This window comes from Agrococcus jejuensis (genome assembly GCF_900099705.1).
GTDB classification, from domain to species: Bacteria; Actinomycetota; Actinomycetes; order Actinomycetales; family Microbacteriaceae; genus Agrococcus; species Agrococcus jejuensis.
In genome coordinates, this window is record NZ_LT629695.1 from 1,640,386 (window position 1) to 1,658,489 (window position 18,104).

General features: G+C 71.8%; 19 protein-coding genes. 9 read left to right on the forward strand and 10 right to left on the reverse strand.

Annotation, left to right across the window (positions count from 1 at the left end; translation table 11 throughout):
• Positions 1–71: 71 nt before the first annotated feature.
• Positions 72–626 (forward strand): TetR/AcrR family transcriptional regulator, encoded by a 555-nt coding sequence (locus tag BLQ67_RS07765; RefSeq protein ID WP_092503944.1) that lies wholly within the window; start codon positions 72–74, stop codon positions 624–626.
• A 59-nt stretch (positions 627–685) separates the two neighbouring features.
• Positions 686–1,402 carry a GntR family transcriptional regulator gene (locus BLQ67_RS07770; protein WP_172802273.1) on the forward strand — a complete coding sequence of 239 codons (717 nt, stop codon included), beginning with the start codon at positions 686–688 and terminating at the stop codon, positions 1,400–1,402.
• Positions 1,403–1,421: 19 nt separating this feature from the next.
• Here the strand turns inward: BLQ67_RS07770 and BLQ67_RS07775 are convergent, their stop codons facing one another.
• Positions 1,422–1,838: a DUF1579 family protein gene (locus tag BLQ67_RS07775; RefSeq protein ID WP_092503948.1), complete on the reverse strand. Its 417-nt coding sequence runs from the start codon at positions 1,836–1,838 to the stop codon at positions 1,422–1,424.
• A gap of 131 nt (positions 1,839–1,969) precedes the next feature.
• On the opposite strand from BLQ67_RS07775, the gene nagE reads away from it, so the two are divergent.
• The gene (gene nagE, locus BLQ67_RS07780) at positions 1,970–3,880 is read left to right on the forward strand and encodes an N-acetylglucosamine-specific PTS transporter subunit IIBC (RefSeq protein ID WP_092503950.1); all 1,911 of its coding nucleotides are present in this window, start codon (positions 1,970–1,972) and stop codon (positions 3,878–3,880) included.
• 113 nt (positions 3,881–3,993) lie between these two features.
• Positions 3,994–5,118, forward strand: coding sequence for an ElyC/SanA/YdcF family protein (locus BLQ67_RS07785; protein WP_157674726.1), 1,125 nt, complete (start codon positions 3,994–3,996; stop codon positions 5,116–5,118).
• A 207-nt stretch (positions 5,119–5,325) separates the two neighbouring features.
• Here the strand turns inward: BLQ67_RS07785 and BLQ67_RS07790 are convergent, their stop codons facing one another.
• On the reverse strand, positions 5,326–6,519 hold the full coding sequence (locus tag BLQ67_RS07790) for a DUF3500 domain-containing protein (protein WP_092503954.1): 1,194 nt from the start codon (positions 6,517–6,519) through the stop codon (positions 5,326–5,328).
• A 111-nt stretch (positions 6,520–6,630) separates the two neighbouring features.
• On the opposite strand from BLQ67_RS07790, the gene BLQ67_RS07795 reads away from it, so the two are divergent.
• From BLQ67_RS07795 to BLQ67_RS07805, 3 genes are read left to right on the forward strand one after another with little or no spacing between them, the layout of a single operon-like run.
• Positions 6,631–7,395, forward strand: a complete 765-nt coding sequence (locus BLQ67_RS07795; protein WP_092503956.1) for a response regulator transcription factor — start codon at positions 6,631–6,633, stop codon at positions 7,393–7,395.
• 8 nt (positions 7,396–7,403) lie between these two features.
• Positions 7,404–8,816, forward strand: a complete 1,413-nt coding sequence (locus BLQ67_RS07800) for a sensor histidine kinase (RefSeq protein WP_092503958.1) — start codon at positions 7,404–7,406, stop codon at positions 8,814–8,816.
• A gap of 43 nt (positions 8,817–8,859) precedes the next feature.
• Positions 8,860–9,213 (forward strand): iron chaperone, encoded by a 354-nt coding sequence (locus tag BLQ67_RS07805; RefSeq protein WP_092503960.1) that lies wholly within the window; start codon positions 8,860–8,862, stop codon positions 9,211–9,213.
• Between the two features lie 201 nt (positions 9,214–9,414).
• Here the strand turns inward: BLQ67_RS07805 and BLQ67_RS07810 are convergent, their stop codons facing one another.
• Genes BLQ67_RS07810 through BLQ67_RS07820 form a run of 3 tightly spaced genes read right to left on the reverse strand, consistent with a single transcriptional unit; the run spans position 9,415 to position 12,591 of the window.
• Entirely contained in the window at positions 9,415–10,935 is a 1,521-nt protein-coding gene (locus BLQ67_RS07810) for a tripartite tricarboxylate transporter permease (RefSeq protein ID WP_092503962.1), read from the reverse strand.
• A 1-nt stretch (position 10,936) separates the two neighbouring features.
• The gene (locus BLQ67_RS07815; protein ID WP_092503964.1) at positions 10,937–11,575 is read right to left on the reverse strand and encodes a tripartite tricarboxylate transporter TctB family protein; all 639 of its coding nucleotides are present in this window, start codon (positions 11,573–11,575) and stop codon (positions 10,937–10,939) included.
• The gene (locus BLQ67_RS07820) at positions 11,572–12,591 is read right to left on the reverse strand and encodes a tripartite tricarboxylate transporter substrate binding protein (protein WP_092503966.1); all 1,020 of its coding nucleotides are present in this window, start codon (positions 12,589–12,591) and stop codon (positions 11,572–11,574) included. Before BLQ67_RS07820 ends, BLQ67_RS07815 begins: the two co-directional genes overlap by 4 nt.
• A 137-nt stretch (positions 12,592–12,728) precedes the next feature.
• Here BLQ67_RS07820 and BLQ67_RS07825 point away from each other — a divergent pair, with 137 nt between their 5' ends.
• Both BLQ67_RS07825 and BLQ67_RS07830 read left to right on the forward strand, forming a co-directional pair.
• Positions 12,729–14,000 carry a sensor histidine kinase gene (locus tag BLQ67_RS07825; protein ID WP_172802274.1) on the forward strand — a complete coding sequence of 424 codons (1,272 nt, stop codon included), beginning with the start codon at positions 12,729–12,731 and terminating at the stop codon, positions 13,998–14,000.
• Positions 13,997–14,710 carry a response regulator gene (locus BLQ67_RS07830; RefSeq protein ID WP_092503968.1) on the forward strand — a complete coding sequence of 238 codons (714 nt, stop codon included), beginning with the start codon at positions 13,997–13,999 and terminating at the stop codon, positions 14,708–14,710. The genes BLQ67_RS07825 and BLQ67_RS07830 overlap by 4 nt, the downstream gene beginning before the upstream one ends.
• Before the next feature lie 319 nt (positions 14,711–15,029).
• Here the strand turns inward: BLQ67_RS07830 and rplI are convergent, their stop codons facing one another.
• The 5 genes from rplI to BLQ67_RS07855 form a co-directional block, all read right to left on the reverse strand.
• Positions 15,030–15,482, reverse strand: a complete 453-nt coding sequence (gene rplI / locus BLQ67_RS07835) for a 50S ribosomal protein L9 (RefSeq protein WP_092503970.1) — start codon at positions 15,480–15,482, stop codon at positions 15,030–15,032.
• A gap of 13 nt (positions 15,483–15,495) precedes the next feature.
• On the reverse strand, positions 15,496–15,750 hold the full coding sequence (gene rpsR / locus BLQ67_RS07840; RefSeq protein WP_092503972.1) for a 30S ribosomal protein S18: 255 nt from the start codon (positions 15,748–15,750) through the stop codon (positions 15,496–15,498).
• Positions 15,751–15,786: 36 nt separating this feature from the next.
• The gene (locus tag BLQ67_RS07845) at positions 15,787–16,323 is read right to left on the reverse strand and encodes a single-stranded DNA-binding protein (protein WP_092503974.1); all 537 of its coding nucleotides are present in this window, start codon (positions 16,321–16,323) and stop codon (positions 15,787–15,789) included.
• Positions 16,323–16,691 (reverse strand): 30S ribosomal protein S6, encoded by a 369-nt coding sequence (rpsF, locus tag BLQ67_RS07850; protein WP_092503976.1) that lies wholly within the window; start codon positions 16,689–16,691, stop codon positions 16,323–16,325. The genes BLQ67_RS07845 and rpsF overlap by 1 nt, the downstream gene beginning before the upstream one ends.
• A 108-nt stretch (positions 16,692–16,799) precedes the next feature.
• Complete coding sequence (locus tag BLQ67_RS07855) at positions 16,800–18,098, reverse strand: hypothetical protein (RefSeq protein ID WP_092503978.1); 1,299 nt, start codon at positions 18,096–18,098, stop codon at positions 16,800–16,802.
• Between the last annotated feature and the right edge of the window lie 6 nt (positions 18,099–18,104).

An 18,104-nucleotide genomic window follows, 5' to 3' on the forward strand; every position in this document is an offset into this window, starting at 1 on the left:
TGTAGCGTTCGTTATGGAACGGACGTCGGCGACGCTAGCACATTGCGTAGCGAGCGTTATAGAATGGGCGCATGGCAGGCAGGCCCAGAGGATTCGATCGCGACGACGCGCTCGACGTCGCCGTGCGCGGCTTCTGGCGCGACGGCTACGACGAGACCACCGTCGCCACGCTCACGAAGGCCATGGGCATCTCGGCGCCGAGCCTCTACGCCGCGTTCGGCGACAAGGACCGCCTGTTCGCCGAGGCCGCCGCGTGCTACGCCGACTCGGCGACCGCCGAGCTCGAGCGGCAGCTGTCGCACGAGTCCACGAGCGACGCGATCGCGAGCATCCTGCGCGGCTGCATGACCGCGTACACCGATCCCGACACCCCGCAGGGCTGCTTCGTGCTCACCGAGCCGCGCCTCGCCGATCGCCGACGCGACATGGCGAGCCGCATCGCCGCGCGCATCGAGCGCGGCATCGCCGAGGGCGACGTGCCGGCAAGCACCGACGCGCACGGCACCGCCGACCTCGTACTCGCAGTGCTCGGCGGCATGTCGACTCGAGCGCGCGACGGCGGCTCCGCCGGCGAGGTCGCGGCGATCGGCGAGCTCGCGCTCGCCACCCTCCCCCTGCGCGCCTGAGCGACGCCCGGCGTCACGCGCCATCCGCATCCGCAGGGTCGGGTGGGATGCTGGATGCCATGGCACGGGACAGCGGGGCGACGGCGCTCGAGGGCGTGCGCGCCCTCGCGCAGGGGCTCGCGCCCGGCGAGCTGCTGCCGGCCGAGCGCGCGCTCGCCTCGCAGCTGGGCGTCGCACGCATGACGGTGCGCGCCGCGATCGACGTGCTCGAGCGCGAGGGCCTCGTGCGCACGCGACGCGGCGTCGGCACCGAGCGGCTCGCGCCGCCCGTGTCGCTGCAGGTGCGGCTGCGGTCGTTCGCGAGCGCCGTGCGCGAGCACGGCATGCGGCCCGAGACGCGCGTGCTGTCGTACGTGCGCAGCACCGAGCGGCCGGCGGAGGTGTCGGCGCACCTGCAGCTCGACGACGACGCCGAGACCGTGCACCTGCGCAGGCTGCGCCTCGGCGACGACCGCCCGCTCGCGCTCGAGGATGCGTGGCTGCCGGTGTCGCTCGTGCCGCAGCTCGATCGCGAGGCCGCCGAGGGCAGCCTCTACGAGCTGCTCGAGCGCCTCGACCTGCTGCCGACGGAGGGGGTGGAGGTCGTCACGGCGGCGCTGCCGAGCCCCGAGGAGATCGCGGTGCTCGAGATCGCGCCGACGTATCCGGTGCTGCGACTGTCGCGCACGGCGGTGTCCGATGGCGTGCCCGTGGAGTTCTCGCGCGTGACGTTCCCTGCCGATCGGTACGAGCTCACCTTCCCGCTCGCCGAGCGCCTGTCGCTGCCGCTCGGCTGACGCAGGCGCCGCGCGAGCGTCAGTCCACGCGATGCGCGACGCGATCGCAGAGCGTGATCCACTCGCCCTCCGGCCGGAACTCCCAGTGGTGCGTCTGCGTGCGGCCGTCGTCGGCGAACGTGATCGTCGCGCGCTCCTGCTCGCCCGTGAGCGTCCACTCGTCGCCGTCCACCGTCACGAGGTACTCGCGATTGAAGCCGTGGTTCTCGACGCTCCATGAGAAGTACGTCTCGCGCTCTTGATCCCAGCCGAGGAACGAGAGGGTGTCGAACGGTCCGTTCGCGCGCTCGTCCTGCACGACGAACCGGTCGCCGGAGTGCCATCGTGCAGAGTGGACGCTGCGCCAGGGCGCACCGTCGCCATCAGCGCCGTACGCCGTGCCCTCCGCCGACCAGTCGCCGATGAATGCCTGCAGTCGCTCGTGCTCGTTCGCCATGCCGCCACCATCCGCCGAGTCCGGCGAGGAGACAAGGCCTGGACGACCACCGACCACGGTGGTCTAGACCAGATGAGCGATGAGGGGTAGAGTCCCCCCAATCCCTCTCCCGTCCCCCATGGAGTCGCACCATGAAGTTCTTCCAGAGGCTGGGCAAGTCGCTCATGCTGCCCATCGCGGTCCTGCCGGTCGCAGCCATCCTGTCCGGCATCGGCTACTGGATCACCACCGCCGCAGGCGAGAACGTCGCCTCCGCATTCTTCGCCGCCGCAGGTGGCGCGCTGCTCGACAACCTGCCGCTGCTCTTCGCCATCGGCGTCGCGTTCGGCATGGCGTCGAAGTCCGACGGCACCGCCGCCCTCGCTGGCCTCGTCTCCTACCTCGTCATCACGCGCCTGCTGTCGCCCGACACCGTCGCCGGGCTGACCGGCGTCGACGTCGAGGCCACGAACCCCGCGTTCGGCAACATCGAGAACGCGTTCATCGGCATCCTCGCCGGCCTCATCGGCGCAGTGTGCTTCGACCGCTTCAAGGACGTGCAGCTGCCGACGGCCCTGTCGTTCTTCTCGGGCAAGCGCTCCGTCGCCATCGTCACGGCCGGCGCCTCGCTCGTCGTGGCACTCGTGCTGTTCTTCGTCTGGCCGATCGTGTTCGGCGGCCTCGTCGGCTTCGGCGAGCTGCTGCTGGGCCTCGGCCCGGTCGGCGCCGGCATCTACGGCTTCTTCAACCGCCTGCTCATCCCCACGGGTCTGCACCACGCGCTGAACTCGGTGTTCTGGTTCGACGTCGCCGGCATCAACGACCTCGGCAACTTCCTCAACAACACCGGCACCTACGGCGTCACCGGCCAGTACATGTCGGGCTTCTTCCCGATCATGATGTTCGGCCTGCCGGGCGCCGCCCTCGCGATGTACCTCACGGCCAAGACCACGCGCCGCAAGGTGACCGCCGGCATCCTCATCTCGGCCGCGTTCGCGTCGTTCTTCGTGGGCGTCACCGAGCCGCTCGAGTTCGCGTTCATGTTCCTCGCGCCGCCGCTGTACGTGCTGCACGCCCTGTTCACGGGCATCTCGATGGCCATCGCCGCCGCGCTGCCGGTGCGCATGGGCTTCGGCTTCTCGGGCGGCTTCATCGACCTCGTGCTCAACTGGGTCAACCCGATGGCGCAGAACCCGTGGATCCTGCTGCTCATGGGCGTCGCGTGGTTCCTCATCTACTTCGTCGCGTTCTACTTCATCATCAAGCGCTTCGACCTCAAGACCCCCGGCCGCGAGGACGAGGAGATCGGCGTCGAGGGCGCCGTCGGCCAGTCGAAGTTCCTCGCGCAGGCGTCGGCCATCCTCGACGGCCTCGGCGGCAAGGGCAACGTGCTCGACCTCGACAACTGCGCCACGCGCCTCCGCATGGAGATCGCCGACGTGTCGAAGGTCGACGACGCAGCCATCCGCCGCGCGGGTGCCGCGGGCGTCATGAAGCCCGGTGGCAGGTCGGTGCAGGTCATCTACGGCCTCGAGGTGCAGTTCGTGAAGGATGCGATGGAGGACCTCATCGCCGGCCGCGTCGCCCCGCCGTCGGATGCGGAGGTCGAGGCCGTCGTCGAGACCGCCGCACCCGCCGCGGGTGGCGTCGCGACCGCGACCGTCGTGACGGTGCGCCAGCCCGTCGAGGGCCGCATCGTGCCGCTGACCGAGGTGCCGGATGCGACCTTCGCCGAGGGCATCATGGGCCCCGGCGTCGCGATCGAGCCGACCGGTGGCGTCGTCGTGGCGCCCGCCGACGGCACCGTCGCGCACGTGTTCCCCACGGGCCACGCGGTCGCGATGGTGCTGAGCGACGGCACCGAGCTGCTCGTGCACGTCGGCATCGACACCGTGCAGATGCAGGGCGACGGCTTCACGACGCTCGTCGCCGTCGGCGACGAGGTCACCGAGGGCACCCCGCTGCTCGAGTTCGACGCCGCCAAGATCCGCGCCGCCGGCCACCCGACCGTGACGCCCGTGATCCTGCTGAACGGCGGCGACGCGGAGCTGCGACTGCGGTAGCCGACATGCGTGGAGGCCCCGCCCACCCGACCCGAAGAGGAAGAGAGACGAGCATGCGCTCGACCATCACCCGAATCGATCGAAGGAGGCGGGGCCTTCGCGCATCCGTCGCCGTGCCCATCGTCTTGGCGACCGCCATCGCGCTCGTCGGCTGCACCGATCCCGCCAGCAGCGAGCCCGCCGCCGGCGACGAGCCCACCGTCGAGGAGCTGTTCGACGCCGTCGACAACGCCTCGCCCACCTCGGAGCGCGTGGACGCGCTCACCGACATCGCCATGCACTACTACTGGAACGGCGGCGACCTCTCGGAGACCGAGGAGGAGTTCTTCCAGGGCGTCACGCTGCACGGCGACTACGACGTCGTCGCCGAGGCCATGCGCCAGGCGGTCGAGATCGATCCGCACGACCTCGACCTGCGGTACGGGCTCGCCTCTGCGCAGCTGCTGCAGGATGACGTCGAGGCGTCGCTCGAGACGCTCGACGGCATCCTCGCGATCGACCCGGATGCGTACGACGCGCACCTGCGCGCCGCCGCCTACAGCAGCGCGTCGGGCGACGACGCCGGCGCCGCCGAGCACGTCGCCGAGATGCAGCGCATCGACGCCGAGCGGGCTGCCGACGACGTCGCCGCCCTCGACTCGGCGGCGGCCGCATCCTCGCTCACCCTGAACGAGGACGTGCCCGCCGACCTGCCGGAGCAGGGCCACGCATTCGTGGTGCTCGGCTATGCGCTCGCCGACGACGGCACGATGGAGCAGACGCTCATCGATCGGCTCGAGGTCGCGCTCGACGCTGCCGAGGAGTACCCGGAGTCGACGCTCATCGTGACGGGCGGCGTGCCGCAGGAGGGCGTGACCGAGGCGACCGCCATGACCGAGTGGCTCGTCGAGCAGGGCGTCGACGAGGACCGCATCGTGCCGGAGGCCCTCGCGACCGACACCGTCGAGAACGCGCTGTTCTCGCTGCAGCTCGCTGCCGACCACGACGTCGACACCGTCACCGTGATCTCGAGCGCATCGCACATGCGTCGCGCGATCACGATCTTCGACGAGGTCGCCGACTCCCTCGGCCCGGCCATGGGGCTCGACGTCACGGGCGACGACCTCACGAACGTCGTCGCGATGGACTACGACTCGGCCGACGAGGCCGCCGAGGTCACGCCGCAGGAGCAGCTCGTGATCTACCGCGACCTGCTGCGCGCGTCGGGGGTGTGGGCGTTCCCGGGGTTGCAGCGGTGAGGTGAGCCTTCGGGCGGCATCCTTCGAGGCTCACTGCGTTCGCACCTCGAGGAGCGGTCTTCGGGAGGCCCCTGGCCCAGCTGGTCGGGGGTGCTCCCTTCCGCTCCCTGAGGTGCGAGCGAAGCGAGCCTCGAAGGGTCCCACCGTCGCCGGTTGGCACCTTTCGAGGCTCACTGCGTTCGCACCTCAAGGAGCGGTCTCTTGGGGCTACGGCGCGCTCGGCACGCCACCCATGCCGCCCGTCGCCGCCTGCTGCTCGACGCTGTTCGCGTAGTCGTTCGTCGGGTCGCGGTAGATGGTGTGCACGTGGCCCCAGCCCGAGGTCGTGACGCCGTCGACGTCGGCGCCCGCGGAGCCCTGCTGCGCCTGGAACGCCACGTACACGTTCGGCCCCGAGATCGAGAACGAGATGCCGTCGCCCTGCGTCATGTCGTACGTCGTCTCGCCCGACCACGCGATCACCGTGTCGTCGAGCGTCGCCTCGATCGCGGCGAGCGCATCCGCCGTCGTCTGCTCGTCGGCCATGCCGACCCAGTTCGCGAGCAGGTCGAGCAGCAGCGTGCGCTGCTCGTCGGTGAGGTCGGCGCCCGTGAGGCCCGAGCCGGTCTCGAAGTCGCACTCGTCGCCCGGCGCGCACATCGTGACGTCGCCCGACGTCAGCGTCGCCTGCTGCTCGGCGGTGAGGCTGTCGAAGAACGCGAACGCGTCGGTGTAGATGCCGTCGAACGGCTGCACCTCGGTGCCGTCGGCCGCCGTGTAGACGGCGGGCTGCACGCCCAGGTGCGTCGGCGCGAACGTGATGGCGTCGGCGGATGCGTCGAGCGTCGCGTTGATGCCAAGGTGGTGGCCGCCGAACTGCACCTCGTACGCCGTGCCGCTCGTCGCGTCGCCGAAGATCGCCAGGTAGTACTGCCCGAGCGAGGTCTCGGTGCTGGAGCTGTGCTCGAGCAGGTACTCGTCGCCGCCCATGATGCCCGTGACCGTCGCGTACGCCTCGTCGCTCAGCAGCGCCTCGAGCACCGCCATCGCGGCCGCCTGCTGCTCGTCGGTGAGGTCGTCGAGGTCGAGCCCGGCGCGCTGCACGAACGTGACGGGGAAGTTCGACCACGAGGTCGTCTTCGTCTCGTCGTCGTAGTCGTACAGCACGGTCTCGCGCTGCTCGGCCGTGAGCGTCGCGAGGAACGCCTCCACCGCCGCCGACGTGTCGGCGATCGTCTCGGCCGTCGTCGTCGCATCCGTCGTGCTCGCGTCGGTCGTCGTCGTGGTCGTCGTCTCGCTCGAGCCCGTCGAGCTCGTGCTCGTGGTCGCGGCGACCTGCGCCGTCGAGCATCCGGCGAGCACGAGGCCCGCCACGAGCATCGAGGAGGCCACCCAGGCCGTTCGTCGAATCGTCTTCAGCATGTCCGCATCTCCCTGCGTCGTCCGGCTGCGTCGTCTGCGACCAGTGCAACGGCGCCACATTCACGCACGCCAAGAGCCCGATTCGGAGTCCATTCGGAAGCGCCCGATCGCATGGTGCGCACGCGCGCGGCGCGTCAGACTGACGTCGTGACCGATCCCACGACGCCCCCGCAGCGCCTCACCCGCGCCGACGGATCCCCCATCCGCGCCCTCGTCGTCGACGACGAGCCGAACCTCGCCGACCTGCTGCGCATGGCGCTGGGCACCGAGGGATGGGATGCGCGCGTGGCGTCGAACGGGCAGGAGGCGCTCAACCTCGTGCGCGAGATCGAGCCCGACGTCGTCGTGCTCGACTGGATGATGCCGGGCCTCGACGGCATGGAGGTGCTGCGGCGCCTGCGCGACGGCGGCAACGACGTGCCCGTGCTGTTCCTCACGGCCAAGGACGGCGTCGACGACCGCATCGCCGGCATCACCGCCGGCGGCGACGACTACGTGACGAAGCCGTTCGACCTGCGCGAGGTCGTCGCCCGCCTGCGCGGCATGGTCAAGCGGCGCGTGGGCGAGCCCGAGCACGACTCGGTGCTGCGCGTCGGCGACCTCACGCTCGACGAGGAGACGTACGAGGTCGCGCGGGCCGGCGAGACGATCCGCCTCACGGCGAAGGAGTTCGAGCTGCTGCGCTACCTCATGCGCAACCAGCGTCGCGTGCTCACGCGCGCGCAGATCCTCGAGAACGTGTGGTCGTACGACTTCGGCGGCCGGTCGGGCGTCGTCGAGATCTACATCTCGTACCTGCGCAAGAAGCTCGACGCGCTAGGCGCGCCGCTCATCCACACCGTGCGCTCGGTGGGCTACACGATCAAGCCGGCGTGAGGCGCGGCATGCTGCGTTCGTGGACGCTGCGGCGCCGCCTCGTCGTGGGCGTGGCGCTGCTCGCGCTCGTCGCGTTCCTCGTGGCGGGCGTCGGCACGGTGCTCGCGCTGCGGGCGTCGCTGCTCGACCGGCTCGACGAGGACGTGCGGATGGGCGTCATGCTCGCGGGCGGACCGGGCGGCGGGCCCTCGCAGGGACCTGGTCAGGGGCCAGAGCAGCGGCTCGGCACGTTGCAGCTCGTCGTCGACGCGAGCGGCACGCCGACCACTGCGTCGTACGTCGCCGACGACGGCACGACGTCGTCGCTCACCGCGACGCAGATCGAGCGGCTGCTCGAGGTGACGGCGGATGCGGATCCCGTGACGGTCGACCTGGGCGGCACGCTCGGCACCATGCGCGTCGCGGCGGCCGAGCAGGACGGCGCGACGATCGTCGCCGGCCAGTCGATGGATGACCTCGACGCCACGAGCGGCGCGCTCGTGGGCATCCTCGTGGCCGTGATGGGCGGCACGCTCGTGCTGCTCGCCCTCGCGATCGGCTGGCTCGTGCGGCGGTCGCTGCAGCCGCTCGAGCGGGTCGCCGCCACGGCCGAGCGCGTCGCGGCGAGGCCGCTGTCGGAGGGCGCCGTGTCGGTGCCCGAGCGCGCCGCCGTCGACGAGGATCCGCGCACCGAGGTCGGTCGCGTCGGCGCCTCGCTCGACCGGCTGCTCGACCACGTCGAGACGTCGCTCACGGCGCGGCAGGCGAGCGAGGAGCGTCTGCGGCGGTTCGTGGCGGATGCGAGCCACGAGCTGCGCACGCCGCTCGCGTCGGTGCGCGGCTACGCGCAGCTCGCACGCGCCGAGGATGCGCCGCGCACCGCCACGCAGGAGCGCGCGCTCGACCGCATCGAGTCGGAGGCGTCGCGCATGGGCGTGCTCGTGGACGACCTGCTGCTGCTCGCGCGGCTCGACGCCGGCCAGTCGCTGCGCGACGAGCCCGTCGACCTGCCGCTGCTCGTCGTCGACGCCGTCGGCGACGCCCACGCCGTCGATCCGTCGCACGGGTGGCTCGTCGACGTCGGCGACCCCGTGCAGGTGCGCGGCGACGAGGCGAGGCTGCGGCAGGTGCTCGCGAACCTGCTCGCGAACGCCCGCATCCACACGCCCGCCGGCACGACGGTGCAGACGTCGATCGCCGTCGAGGGGGCGGATGCGGTCGTGACGGTCGTCGACGACGGCCCGGGCATCGCGCCCGAGCTGCTGCCGCGGCTGTTCGACCGCTTCGCGCGCGGCGACGACGCTCGCACGCGCACCGAGGGGTCGACCGGCCTCGGCCTCTCGATCTCGCGGGCGATCGTCGAGGCGCACGGCGGCACGCTCACGGTCGAGAGCGCCCCGGGACGCACGGCGTTCGCGCTGCGCCTGCCGATCGCCGACTGACCCGACCCTGGACCGCGCGGCGGACGCGTGCCACGCTCTGTCCATGAGCGCAGCCGACGTCGACGCGTACATCGCGGGCTTCCCACCCGAGATCGCCGAACGCCTCACGCTCGTGCGCGAGGCGCTGCTGCGCGCGGTGCCGGGCGCCGACGAGGTCATCCGGTACGACATCGCCGCCGTGATGCTCGGCGGCAGGTACGCCATCCACTACGCCGGCTGGCGGCAGCACGTGGGCCTCTACCCCGTGCCCGTGCTCGACCACGAGCTCGAGGAGGAGGTCGCGCCGCTGCGCTCGGGCAAGGACTCGGTCGTGCTGAAGCACCGCCAGCCGCTGCCCGTCGACCTCGTGGAGCGAGTGGCGCAGGCGATCGTGGCGATGCGGGCGGCGGAGGGGTAGGGGCTTCCACCCACCAGCTGGTCGAGGAGCGCGCGAGCCCCTGGGCGAGCCCGCGTCACGAGACCACGCGACCGCCGCTCCCGCTCAGCCACGCGCATGGTCGCGCCGAGCGGGCACGTCGCGTGGTCTCGTGACGGCTCCTCGCTGCGCTCGGGGCCTCCTCGACCAGCTGGGTGGAGGCGGCCCCGAGCGAGGGACCCCCTACGCGTCCACCAGCTCCCGCTTCGACGCCCTCCGCGCCACGACCTTGCTGCGCACCGTGATCGCGAGCACGATCGCGAGGATCGCGTAGAGCACGATCGGGATGGGGCCGGCGACGAGCGTCGAGAAGTCGCCGTCGGCGCTCAGCGCCGCGTCGCGCAGGCTCGTCTCGGCGAGCGGGCCGAGCACCATGCCGATGATGAGCGGCGCGAGCGGCACGTCGAGCGCGCGCATGAGGAATCCGACGATGCCGATGCCGAGCAGCATGAGCAGGTCGAACACCGAGCCCGACGTCGCGTAGATGCCGAGGCCGCAGAACACCGCGATGCCCGCGTAGAGGTACGCGCGCGGGATGCGCAGCAGCTTCGCCCACACCATCGCGAACGGCAGGTTGATGATGAGCAGCACCACCATGGCGATGAAGAACGATGCGAGCAGCGCCCACACGAGGTCGGGTGCGCGGTCGAACAGCAGCGGGCCCGGCTGCAGGCCGTACTGACGGAACGCGGCGAGCATGATCGCGGCGGTCGCCGAGATCGGCAGGCCGAGCGACAGCAGCGCGCCCATCGCCATGCCCGTCGTCGAGTTGCCGGCCGCCTCCGGTGCGGCGAGGCCGCGGATGGCGCCCTTGCCGAACTGCGGATCCTTGCGCCGCGCATCCAGCCGCTTCTCGAGGCCGTAGGCGAGGAACGTGGGGATCTCGGAGCCGCCGGCCGGCACGACGCCGAACGGCAGGCCGATCGCGGTGCCGCGCAGCCATGCGGGCGCCGCCTCGCGCAGCTCCCTCTTGGACAGCCACGGGCGGCCCTTCGGCTGCACGATCTTGCCGTCCTTGAGGTGACGGGCGAGGCACGCGACGTAGATGACCTCGCCGAGCGCGAGGATCGCGACCGTCACCGTGACGAGCGAGATGCCGTCGAACAGCTCGGGCACGCCCATCGTGAAGCGCGGGGCGCCCGAGATGCCGTCGACGCCGATCACGGCGATGCCGAGGCCGAGGCACAGCGATCCGAGGCCCTTGAGCGCGTCATCGGTCACGACCGACGACGTCGTCACGAACGCGAACAGCGCGAGCGCGAAGAACTCGGCGGGGCCGAAGCTCGACGAGAACGCCGCGAGCGCCGGGGCGAGGAACACGACGAGGATCGACGCGATCATGCCGCCGACGAACGCGCCGATCGCGGCCGTCGCGAGCGCCTGCGCCGCCCGCCCGTTGAGCGCCATCTTGTGGCCCTCGAACGTCGACGCGATCGCCGACGCCTGGCCGGGCGTGTTCATGAGGATGCCCATGGTCGAGTCGCCGAACAGGCCGCCGAAGTAGACGCCGGCGAACATGATGAACGCCGCCGTCGGGTCGAGCGAGAACGTCACGGGCAGCAGCAGCGCCACCGCCATCGACGAGCCGAGGCCGGGCAGCACGCCGACGGCGGTGCCGAGGAGGCAGCCGACGACGACCCAGAGCAGGTTGGCGGGCGTGAGGGCGCCGGCGAAGCCGTCGCCGAGCAGTGCGAGCACGTCCATGTCAGAACTCCCATCCGACGATGCCCGAGGGCAGCGACAGCTCGAGCAGCATGTCGAAGGCGATGTAGCTGAGCGACGCCAGCGTGAGCCCGATCACGAGCGGGCGCAGCCAGCCGACGGCGCCGAGTCCCTTCGCGACGCCGAGGAACAGCAGTCCGGCGCCGACGATCCAGCCGAGCACGTTCAGCAGCAGCGCGAAGCCCGCGAACGACAGCACGACCCACGCCATCGAGCGCCAGTCGACGCGCACCGCCCGCTCGGGCATCGGCACGTCGACCTGGTCGACCTCGGCGCCGGTGACGTCGAGCACGGCGACGGATGCGGTCGTCGGCTCCGCCTCGGAGGCGTGAGCATCCGTGCCCGCGCGCTGCTGGCGCACGAACCGCACGACGAGCAGGCCGGAGAGCAGCAGCAGCGCCGCGGCGATGAGGCCGGGGAAGAACTCCGGCCCGGGGAACGACGTGCCCTCCGGCACCTCCATCGTCACGATGCCGACGATGAGGTAGACCGCGAACGCTGCGAGCAGCACCGGCACGGTGAGCTCCTTCGCGACCTCGGCGATGCGACCGGTGTCGGCGCGGATCGACAGCCGCTGGCCGACGACGGCCGACGACGACGTGGGGTTGCTCGGATGCATCATCGGCCCAGCTCCTCGTAGAGCGCCTCGATGCGCTCGCGTTCGTCGGCGACGAACGCATCGAGCTCGTCGCCCGTGATGATGCGCTCGGTCCAGTGGTACCGCTCCATCGCCTCCGCCCACTCGGGCGTCTCGAGGGTCTCGAGCACGATGTCGCTGAGCTGCGTCGTCTGCGCGTCGTCGAGCCCGCCGGGCGCGGCGACCATGCGCCAGTTCGTGAGCGTGACGTCGTAGCCCTGCTCGACGGCGGTGGGGATGTCGATGCCCTCGACGGGCTCGGATGCGACGAGCGCGAGCGCGCGCAGGCGGCCCGACTCGATCTGGTCGATGTTGTCGGGGTAGCCGCCCGCCGCGGCGGCGGCCGTGCCGTTGAGCAGGGCCTGGATGGCCTCGCCGCCGCCGTCGGAGGGGATGTAGCTCGTGTCGGTCGGCTCGATGCCGGCCGAGACGGCGAGGTCGGTGACGACGAGCTGGTCGAACGAGCCGCCGCCGGTCCACGGCACCGAGCCGGGGCTCTCGCCCCATGCGGCGACGAGGTCGTCGAGCGTCTCGTACGGGGAGTCGGCGGGCACGACGATGACGTCGTACTCCTCGACCGTGACGGCGAGCGGCGTGATGTCGTCGTGCGTCACGGCGGAGCCGTACTGGATCTCGGCGGCGAGCAGACCCGTGCCGCCGATGAGCAGCGTGTCCGTCTGCCCCTCGAGGCGTGCGACGTTGCCGAGGGCGATCGTGCCGCCCGCGCCAGGCATGTTCACGACCTGCACCGAGTTGACGATGCCGTTCGCTCGGGCTGCCTGCTGCATCGCGCGAGCCGCGCCATCCCAGCCGCCACCGGCCGCGGCGGGCGCGACGATCGTGACGGAGGTCGTGGGGTCGCCGCCGGCTGCGGCCGAGGTGACGGAGCCGTAGGCGGCGACGCCGATGGACGCCACGGCGACGGCGGCGCCGACGACGCGGGCGATGGGGCGACGACCGCGCGGCTGCGCGCCCGGTTCCGTCGCTGGCTGGTCTGACATTGCTCGCTCCCTCCTGCGCACGTCGTCGTGGCGCAGGTCGAGAAGTACGATGGCAGGCACCGCGTCGGCCCCCGGGCCGTTCGCGGCTTTGTGCTCATTGACGCTCACGGCGTCGTCGACTCGAGAGGTGCGCCACGGTGACGAGGCCGCGAGCCGCCCGCCTGGGTCGCATCGCCGTGCTCGCGCTGCCGAGCGTCATCGTGCTCGCCGCGACCGGCATCACGACCGTGGTCGCCGCCGCGGTGCAGGAGCAGAGCATCCGCGCCGGCGTCGCCGAGCAGGTGCACGGCGTCGCGTCGAGCCTCGCCGGCCTGCCCGAGGTGCTGGCCGCCGTCGGGTCGGTCGTCGACGCCGGCACCGACGACGACCTCGCCGACGCGGCCGACCTCGCCGATGCGACGGCGGCGCTGCAGCCCATCGCGTCGCTCGTCGAGGGGGCTGCGGGCGTCTCGTACGTCGTCGTCACCGACGACGAGGGCGTGCGCATCACGCATCCCGACCCCGACGAGCGCGGCGAGCTCGTGGAGACCACGACGACGCAGGTGCTGGAGGGCGAGGAGTTCGTCGGCACCGAGACGGGCCCGTCGGGGCCGACGCTGCGCGCGAAGGTGCCGATCGTGGATGCCGACGGCGACGTGATCGGCATGGTCGCGGTGGGCGTGCTCGAGTCGACGATCGCCGCCGATCGCGAGCGAGCGCTCGGCGGTCTGCTGCCGTGGAGCATCGGCGCGCTGGGCGTGGCGACGCTCGCGAGCGTCGCCCTGTCGGTCACGATCGCCCGCAGGCTGCGCCGTGCGGATGCCGTCGATGCCGAGAGCACGCAGATGCGGCGGCAGGCGGATGCGCTGCGCGAGCAGGCGCACGAGTTCGGCACGCGCCTCCATGTCGTGCGGGGGCTCGTGGCGCAGGACCAGGGCGACGACGCCGTCGCCTACATCGACGCGGTCGCGCCCGGGCTCGGCCGAGCGCCGGGGGCGCCGCCGCGGCGCGGCGTCGTCGCGATGGCGACGATCGAGGCCGTGCGCGGCGAGCTCGACGGGCACGGCGCATCGCTCGAGCTGCACATCGACGAGGACGTCGCCCTCGACGACGACGTGCTGCTCGTGCTCGCCAACCTCTGCCGCAACGCTGCCGAGGCGGGGGCGACGCTCGTGCGCTGCACGCTCGCGCTGCGGGATGGCGTCGTGACGATCGCGGTCGAGGACGACGGGCCGGGCATCGACCCTGGCGACGCGCACCGCATCTTCGCGCGCGGCTGGTCGACGCGCGACGACGCGTCGGGCGTGGGCCGCGGCGTGGGGCTCGACGTCGTGCGCCGCACGGTCGCCGACCGCGGCGGCTCCGTCGTCGTGGGTCGCTCGGCCCTCGGCGGGGCGCGCTTCGACGCCGACCTGGCGGTGCCGTCGTGACCGCCGACATCCGCGTGCTCGTCGTCGACGACGACGCGGGGGCCCGCGCGCTGCACGCCCGATGGGTGTCGGCGACCGAGGGGTTCACGGTGATCGGATCCGCGGCGTCGGGTCGCGCGGCGCTCGGGTTCGTCGAGCACGGCGTCGACCTCGTGCTGCTCGACATGCGTCTGCCCGACATCAGCGGCATCGAGGTGCTGCACCGCATCCGCATCGCCGGCGCCATCGACACCGACGTGCTCGTGGTCAGCTCGTCGCGCGACCAGGTCACCGTGCGCCAGGCGCTCGCCGCCCAGGTCGTCGGCTACCTCATCAAGCCGTTCGAGCGCGAGGTGCTGCGGGATCGGCTCCTGGCGTACGCGGCGGAGCGGCAGCAGCGCGACGCGTCGGATCGCGACGTGCCGCTCGCGCAGGGCGAGGTGGATCGGCTGCTCACGACGGGATCGGTGCGCACCGTCGCGCCCGCATCCGCCGTGCCCGCGGAGCTGCCGAAGGGGCTCAGCCGGGTCACGTTGGATCGCGTGCTCACGGCCCTCGGTCCGGTGACGCCCGTGTCGGTCGACGACGTCGCGGCGTCGGCCGGGGTCTCGCGGGCGACGGCCAGGCGCTACCTCGACCACCTCGTCGCGATCGGCGCCATCGACCTCGCGCACCGCTACGGCCGCCGCGGCCGCCCGCAGGTGCTCTACCGCCTGGCGCCGGCGCACTGATCCGTTGGGGCCGCTCCCCAACCAGCTGGTCGAGGAGCGCGCGAGCCCCTGGGCGAGCACGCGTCACGAGACCACGCGACCGTCGCTCCCACTCGGTCACCCGCATGGTCGCGCCGAGCGCGCACGTCACGTGGTCTCGTGACGGCTCCTCGCCTGCGGCTCGGGGCCTCCTCGACCAGCTGGTGGGTGAGCCGACCCCCAAGACCGCTCCTCGAGGTGCGAGCGCAGCGAGCCTCGAAGGGTGCCCCCAGAAGACCCCCACGAACGACGAGGGCCGCACCCCCAGCTGGGAGTGCGGCCCTCGTTCGTGGGTCGCTGCCTACTTGGCTGCGACGACCTCGATGGTGATGTTCGCGATGAGCTCGTCACGCAGGCGCGCGGTGGCCTGGTGCTTGCCCGTCGACTTGATCGCCGTCGGGATCGTGATGACGCGCTTGTCGAGCGAGCCGAGGCCCTGCGACGAGACGGCGTCCGCGATGTCCTGCGTCTGCACCGAGCCGAAGAGACGACCCTCCTTGCCAGCCTTGACGGCGACACGGAGCGGGTTGGCCTCGAGCTTCAGCTTGAGGTCCTGCGCCTCCTCGATCGTGGCGTGCTCGCGCGCGGCGCGGGCGGCCTTGATCTGCTCGACCTGCTTCTCGCCACCGCGGGTCCACGGCGTCGCGAAGCCCTGCGGCACGAGGTAGTTGCGGGCGTACCCGTTCTTCACCTCGACGACGTCGCCGGCGATGCCGAGGCCCGAGACCTCGTTCGTGAGAATGACCTTCGCCATGTCAGATCCTTCCTCAGCGCCCGGCGCCGGAGTACGGCAGGAGCGCCATCTCGCGGGCGTTCTTGATCGCCTTCGCGATGAGACGCTGCTCCTGCACCGATGCACCGGTGATGCGACGGGCACGGATCTTGCCGCGCTCCGAGATGAACTTCTTCAGCGTCGCGACGTCCTTCCAGTCGATGACGCCGACGGTGATTGCCTTCGCCGGCGCGACCGGCTTCCCGCCCTTGGGTCCACGACCCCGGCGGCCCTGCGGCTTTCCAGCCATAGTGCTTTCCTTGCTCTCTTGTCTTGCAGACAGCCGTTAGAACGGCGTCTCGTCGTTGTAGGAGGTGCCCGGTGCGCCCCAGACGTCGCCGCCCTGGTTGCCGCCCGACTGCTGGCCTGCGGGCTGACCCCACGGCTCGTCGGCGACTGCGCCTTGGCTCTGCTGACCGCCGCCGAACTGGCCGCGGCCACCGCCTCCGCCGCCGCCACCCTGCGAACGGGTGACCTGCGCGGTCGCGTAGCGAAGGCTGGGGCCGATCTCGTCGACCTCCAGCTCGATGACCGTGCGCTTCTCGCCCTGCTGCGTCTCGAACGAGCGCTGCTTGAGGCGGCCCTGCGCGATGACGCGGCTGCCCTTCGTCAGGCTCTGCGAGACGTGCTCGGCGAACTCACGCCACACCGACGCGCGGAGGAACAGCGCCTCGCCGTCCTTCCACTCGTTCGCCTGACGGTCGAACGTGCGGGGCGTGGATGCGATCGTGAAGTTCGCGACTGCGAGACCGTTCTGCGTGTAGCGCAGCTCGGGGTCGGCGGTGAGATTGCCGACGACCGTGATGATCGTCTCGCCGGCCATCAGGCTGCCTCGGTCGCCTTCGCTGCTGCGCGTGCGGCCTTGGCCTCGTCCTTCGCGGCCTTGACGGCGCGCTGGGCGATGACCTCGTCACGACGGAGCACCTTGGTGCGGATGACGGCCTCGGACAGGTTCAGCTGTCGGTCGAGCTCGTTCGTGGCCTCGGGGGTCGCGATGAAGTCCACGACGGCGTAGATGCCCTCCGTCTTCTTGTCGATCTCGTATGCGAAACGACGGCGGCCCCAGATGTCCACGTTCTCGATCTCGCCCTCTGCGGTGCGGATGACACCGAGGAACTTCTCAAGCGACGGGGCGACGGTGCGCTCGTCGAGGGCCGGGTCGAGGATGACCATCAGCTCGTAGGGATGCATGCTTCACCCACCTCCTTCGGACTCGAACGGCTGCAGACGATCTGCAGCAGGAGGGTATGCATGGTGCCCGGCAAGGCCGGACAACCTGTACAGGCTAGCGCATCCCCGTCATCCCGCGCCAGATGGGTCGTCGACGTCGCGTCGGCGGCGTGCATCGACGACGAGCCAACGGATGCTCCACACGGCGATGCCGGCGAACGCGACGGCGGGCACGAGGTACCAGGCGTTCGGCTCGGGGCGCAGGGGGATGACGCCGACGGCCACGCCGAGGTTGCCGACGGCGAGCAGCGGCGCGAGCACGGCGGCGAGCCAACGCCGTCGGCGCCGGTCGCGGTCGCGCCAGTCGGCGCCGAGCTCCTCGGCGGCGATCTGCCGCATCTCGCCGCCGAACGTCGTGCCGAGCTCCGCATGCGCAGCCTCGCGGAACGAGGAGGCGATCGTGCGCAGCGTCCCCCGGTGCGGCGTGAGGCGCGCCCCGGGCAGCGAGTCGGGGTGGACTCGATCGTGCAGCACGTCGGCCACCACGGCCGGCAGCCCGAGGACGGCGACCACGCGATCGACGGTGTCCTCGGCGAGCGGCGACTCGATGACGGTCGCGAGTTCGTCGATGGCACTGGCGAGCCCGAGCTCGGCGAGCGCACGCTCGACGACCACCCGACCCTCGTCGGTCACCTGCGGTCGATGCCGTTCGACGACCGCGTCCTCGAGATCCCTGGCGATCGTCGGCAGCGCATCGCCGCCGATCCTGTCGGGCTCCTGGATCCAGGCGAGCACGAGGTCGGGGTCGAGCATCGCCTGCTCGCGCGCGATGGGCGACTGCCGCATCCGCACGGCGTCGGCCGTCCAGATGGCGACCGTCGCGGCGGTCGCCGAGCGCTGCATCGCGACGACCGGTCGAGTCGCGGGGCTCCAGGGCACTCCATGCACCGCACGCCCCATGACGAGCTGCCTGCCCTCCACGACGACATCGACGACGTCGACTCCGAACGCCAACGCGAGCTCGCTGGCCGTCGTCCCCGTCGGGAGCGTGGGTGCGATGGCGGCGACGGTCGTCGGCACCGGGATGGCGGCCCACGACTGCTCGGCACGTTCGAGCGCCGCGGGCAGCACCGACTCGGCGACGACGTCGTGGTCGCCGTAGCAGGCGACGCTCGCGGCGCACCGCATCCGCAGCGACTCGACGACCTCGTGCGGCGACCTCGGCACCACCGCGTCGTCGCGCACCACCAGGGGCTCGGCCCCCCGGGCCGCGACGATGACCTCGACCGTGCCGGCATCGCCGGCGGGCAGCACGACGCCGAGCAGCCCGAGGTCGCGTGCCGCAGCGAGTACACGCGCCCTGGCGTCCATGGGCTCGAACGGCACGACCTCGATCGTGAGGGTCTCGTCGTGCACGATCGCGGCCATGGACGG

What these genes read in the sequence shown, in the direction of transcription:
- BLQ67_RS07800 (WP_092503958.1), top strand. Translation starts at nt 7,404, where the DNA reads ATGCTGCGTTCGTGGACGCTGCGGCGCCGCCTCGTCGTGGGCGTGGCG.
- BLQ67_RS07770 (WP_172802273.1), top strand. Translation starts at nt 686, where the DNA reads ATGGCACGGGACAGCGGGGCGACGGCGCTCGAGGGCGTGCGCGCCCTC.
- rpsR (WP_092503972.1), bottom strand. Translation starts at nt 15,750, where the DNA reads ATGGCTGGAAAGCCGCAGGGCCGCCGGGGTCGTGGACCCAAGGGCGGG.
- BLQ67_RS07820 (WP_092503966.1), bottom strand. Translation starts at nt 12,591, where the DNA reads ATGTCAGACCAGCCAGCGACGGAACCGGGCGCGCAGCCGCGCGGTCGT.
- rpsF (WP_092503976.1), bottom strand. Translation starts at nt 16,691, where the DNA reads ATGCATCCCTACGAGCTGATGGTCATCCTCGACCCGGCCCTCGACGAG.
- nagE (WP_092503950.1), top strand. Translation starts at nt 1,970, where the DNA reads ATGAAGTTCTTCCAGAGGCTGGGCAAGTCGCTCATGCTGCCCATCGCG.
- BLQ67_RS07845 (WP_092503974.1), bottom strand. Translation starts at nt 16,323, where the DNA reads ATGGCCGGCGAGACGATCATCACGGTCGTCGGCAATCTCACCGCCGAC.
- BLQ67_RS07855 (WP_092503978.1), bottom strand. Translation starts at nt 18,098, where the DNA reads ATGGCCGCGATCGTGCACGACGAGACCCTCACGATCGAGGTCGTGCCG.
- BLQ67_RS07775 (WP_092503948.1), bottom strand. Translation starts at nt 1,838, where the DNA reads ATGGCGAACGAGCACGAGCGACTGCAGGCATTCATCGGCGACTGGTCG.
- BLQ67_RS07805 (WP_092503960.1), top strand. Translation starts at nt 8,860, where the DNA reads ATGAGCGCAGCCGACGTCGACGCGTACATCGCGGGCTTCCCACCCGAG.
- BLQ67_RS07765 (WP_092503944.1), top strand. Translation starts at nt 72, where the DNA reads ATGGCAGGCAGGCCCAGAGGATTCGATCGCGACGACGCGCTCGACGTC.
- BLQ67_RS07795 (WP_092503956.1), top strand. Translation starts at nt 6,631, where the DNA reads ATGGTGCGCACGCGCGCGGCGCGTCAGACTGACGTCGTGACCGATCCC.
- BLQ67_RS07815 (WP_092503964.1), bottom strand. Translation starts at nt 11,575, where the DNA reads ATGATGCATCCGAGCAACCCCACGTCGTCGTCGGCCGTCGTCGGCCAG.
- rplI (WP_092503970.1), bottom strand. Translation starts at nt 15,482, where the DNA reads ATGGCGAAGGTCATTCTCACGAACGAGGTCTCGGGCCTCGGCATCGCC.
- BLQ67_RS07810 (WP_092503962.1), bottom strand. Translation starts at nt 10,935, where the DNA reads ATGGACGTGCTCGCACTGCTCGGCGACGGCTTCGCCGGCGCCCTCACG.
- BLQ67_RS07790 (WP_092503954.1), bottom strand. Translation starts at nt 6,519, where the DNA reads ATGCTGAAGACGATTCGACGAACGGCCTGGGTGGCCTCCTCGATGCTC.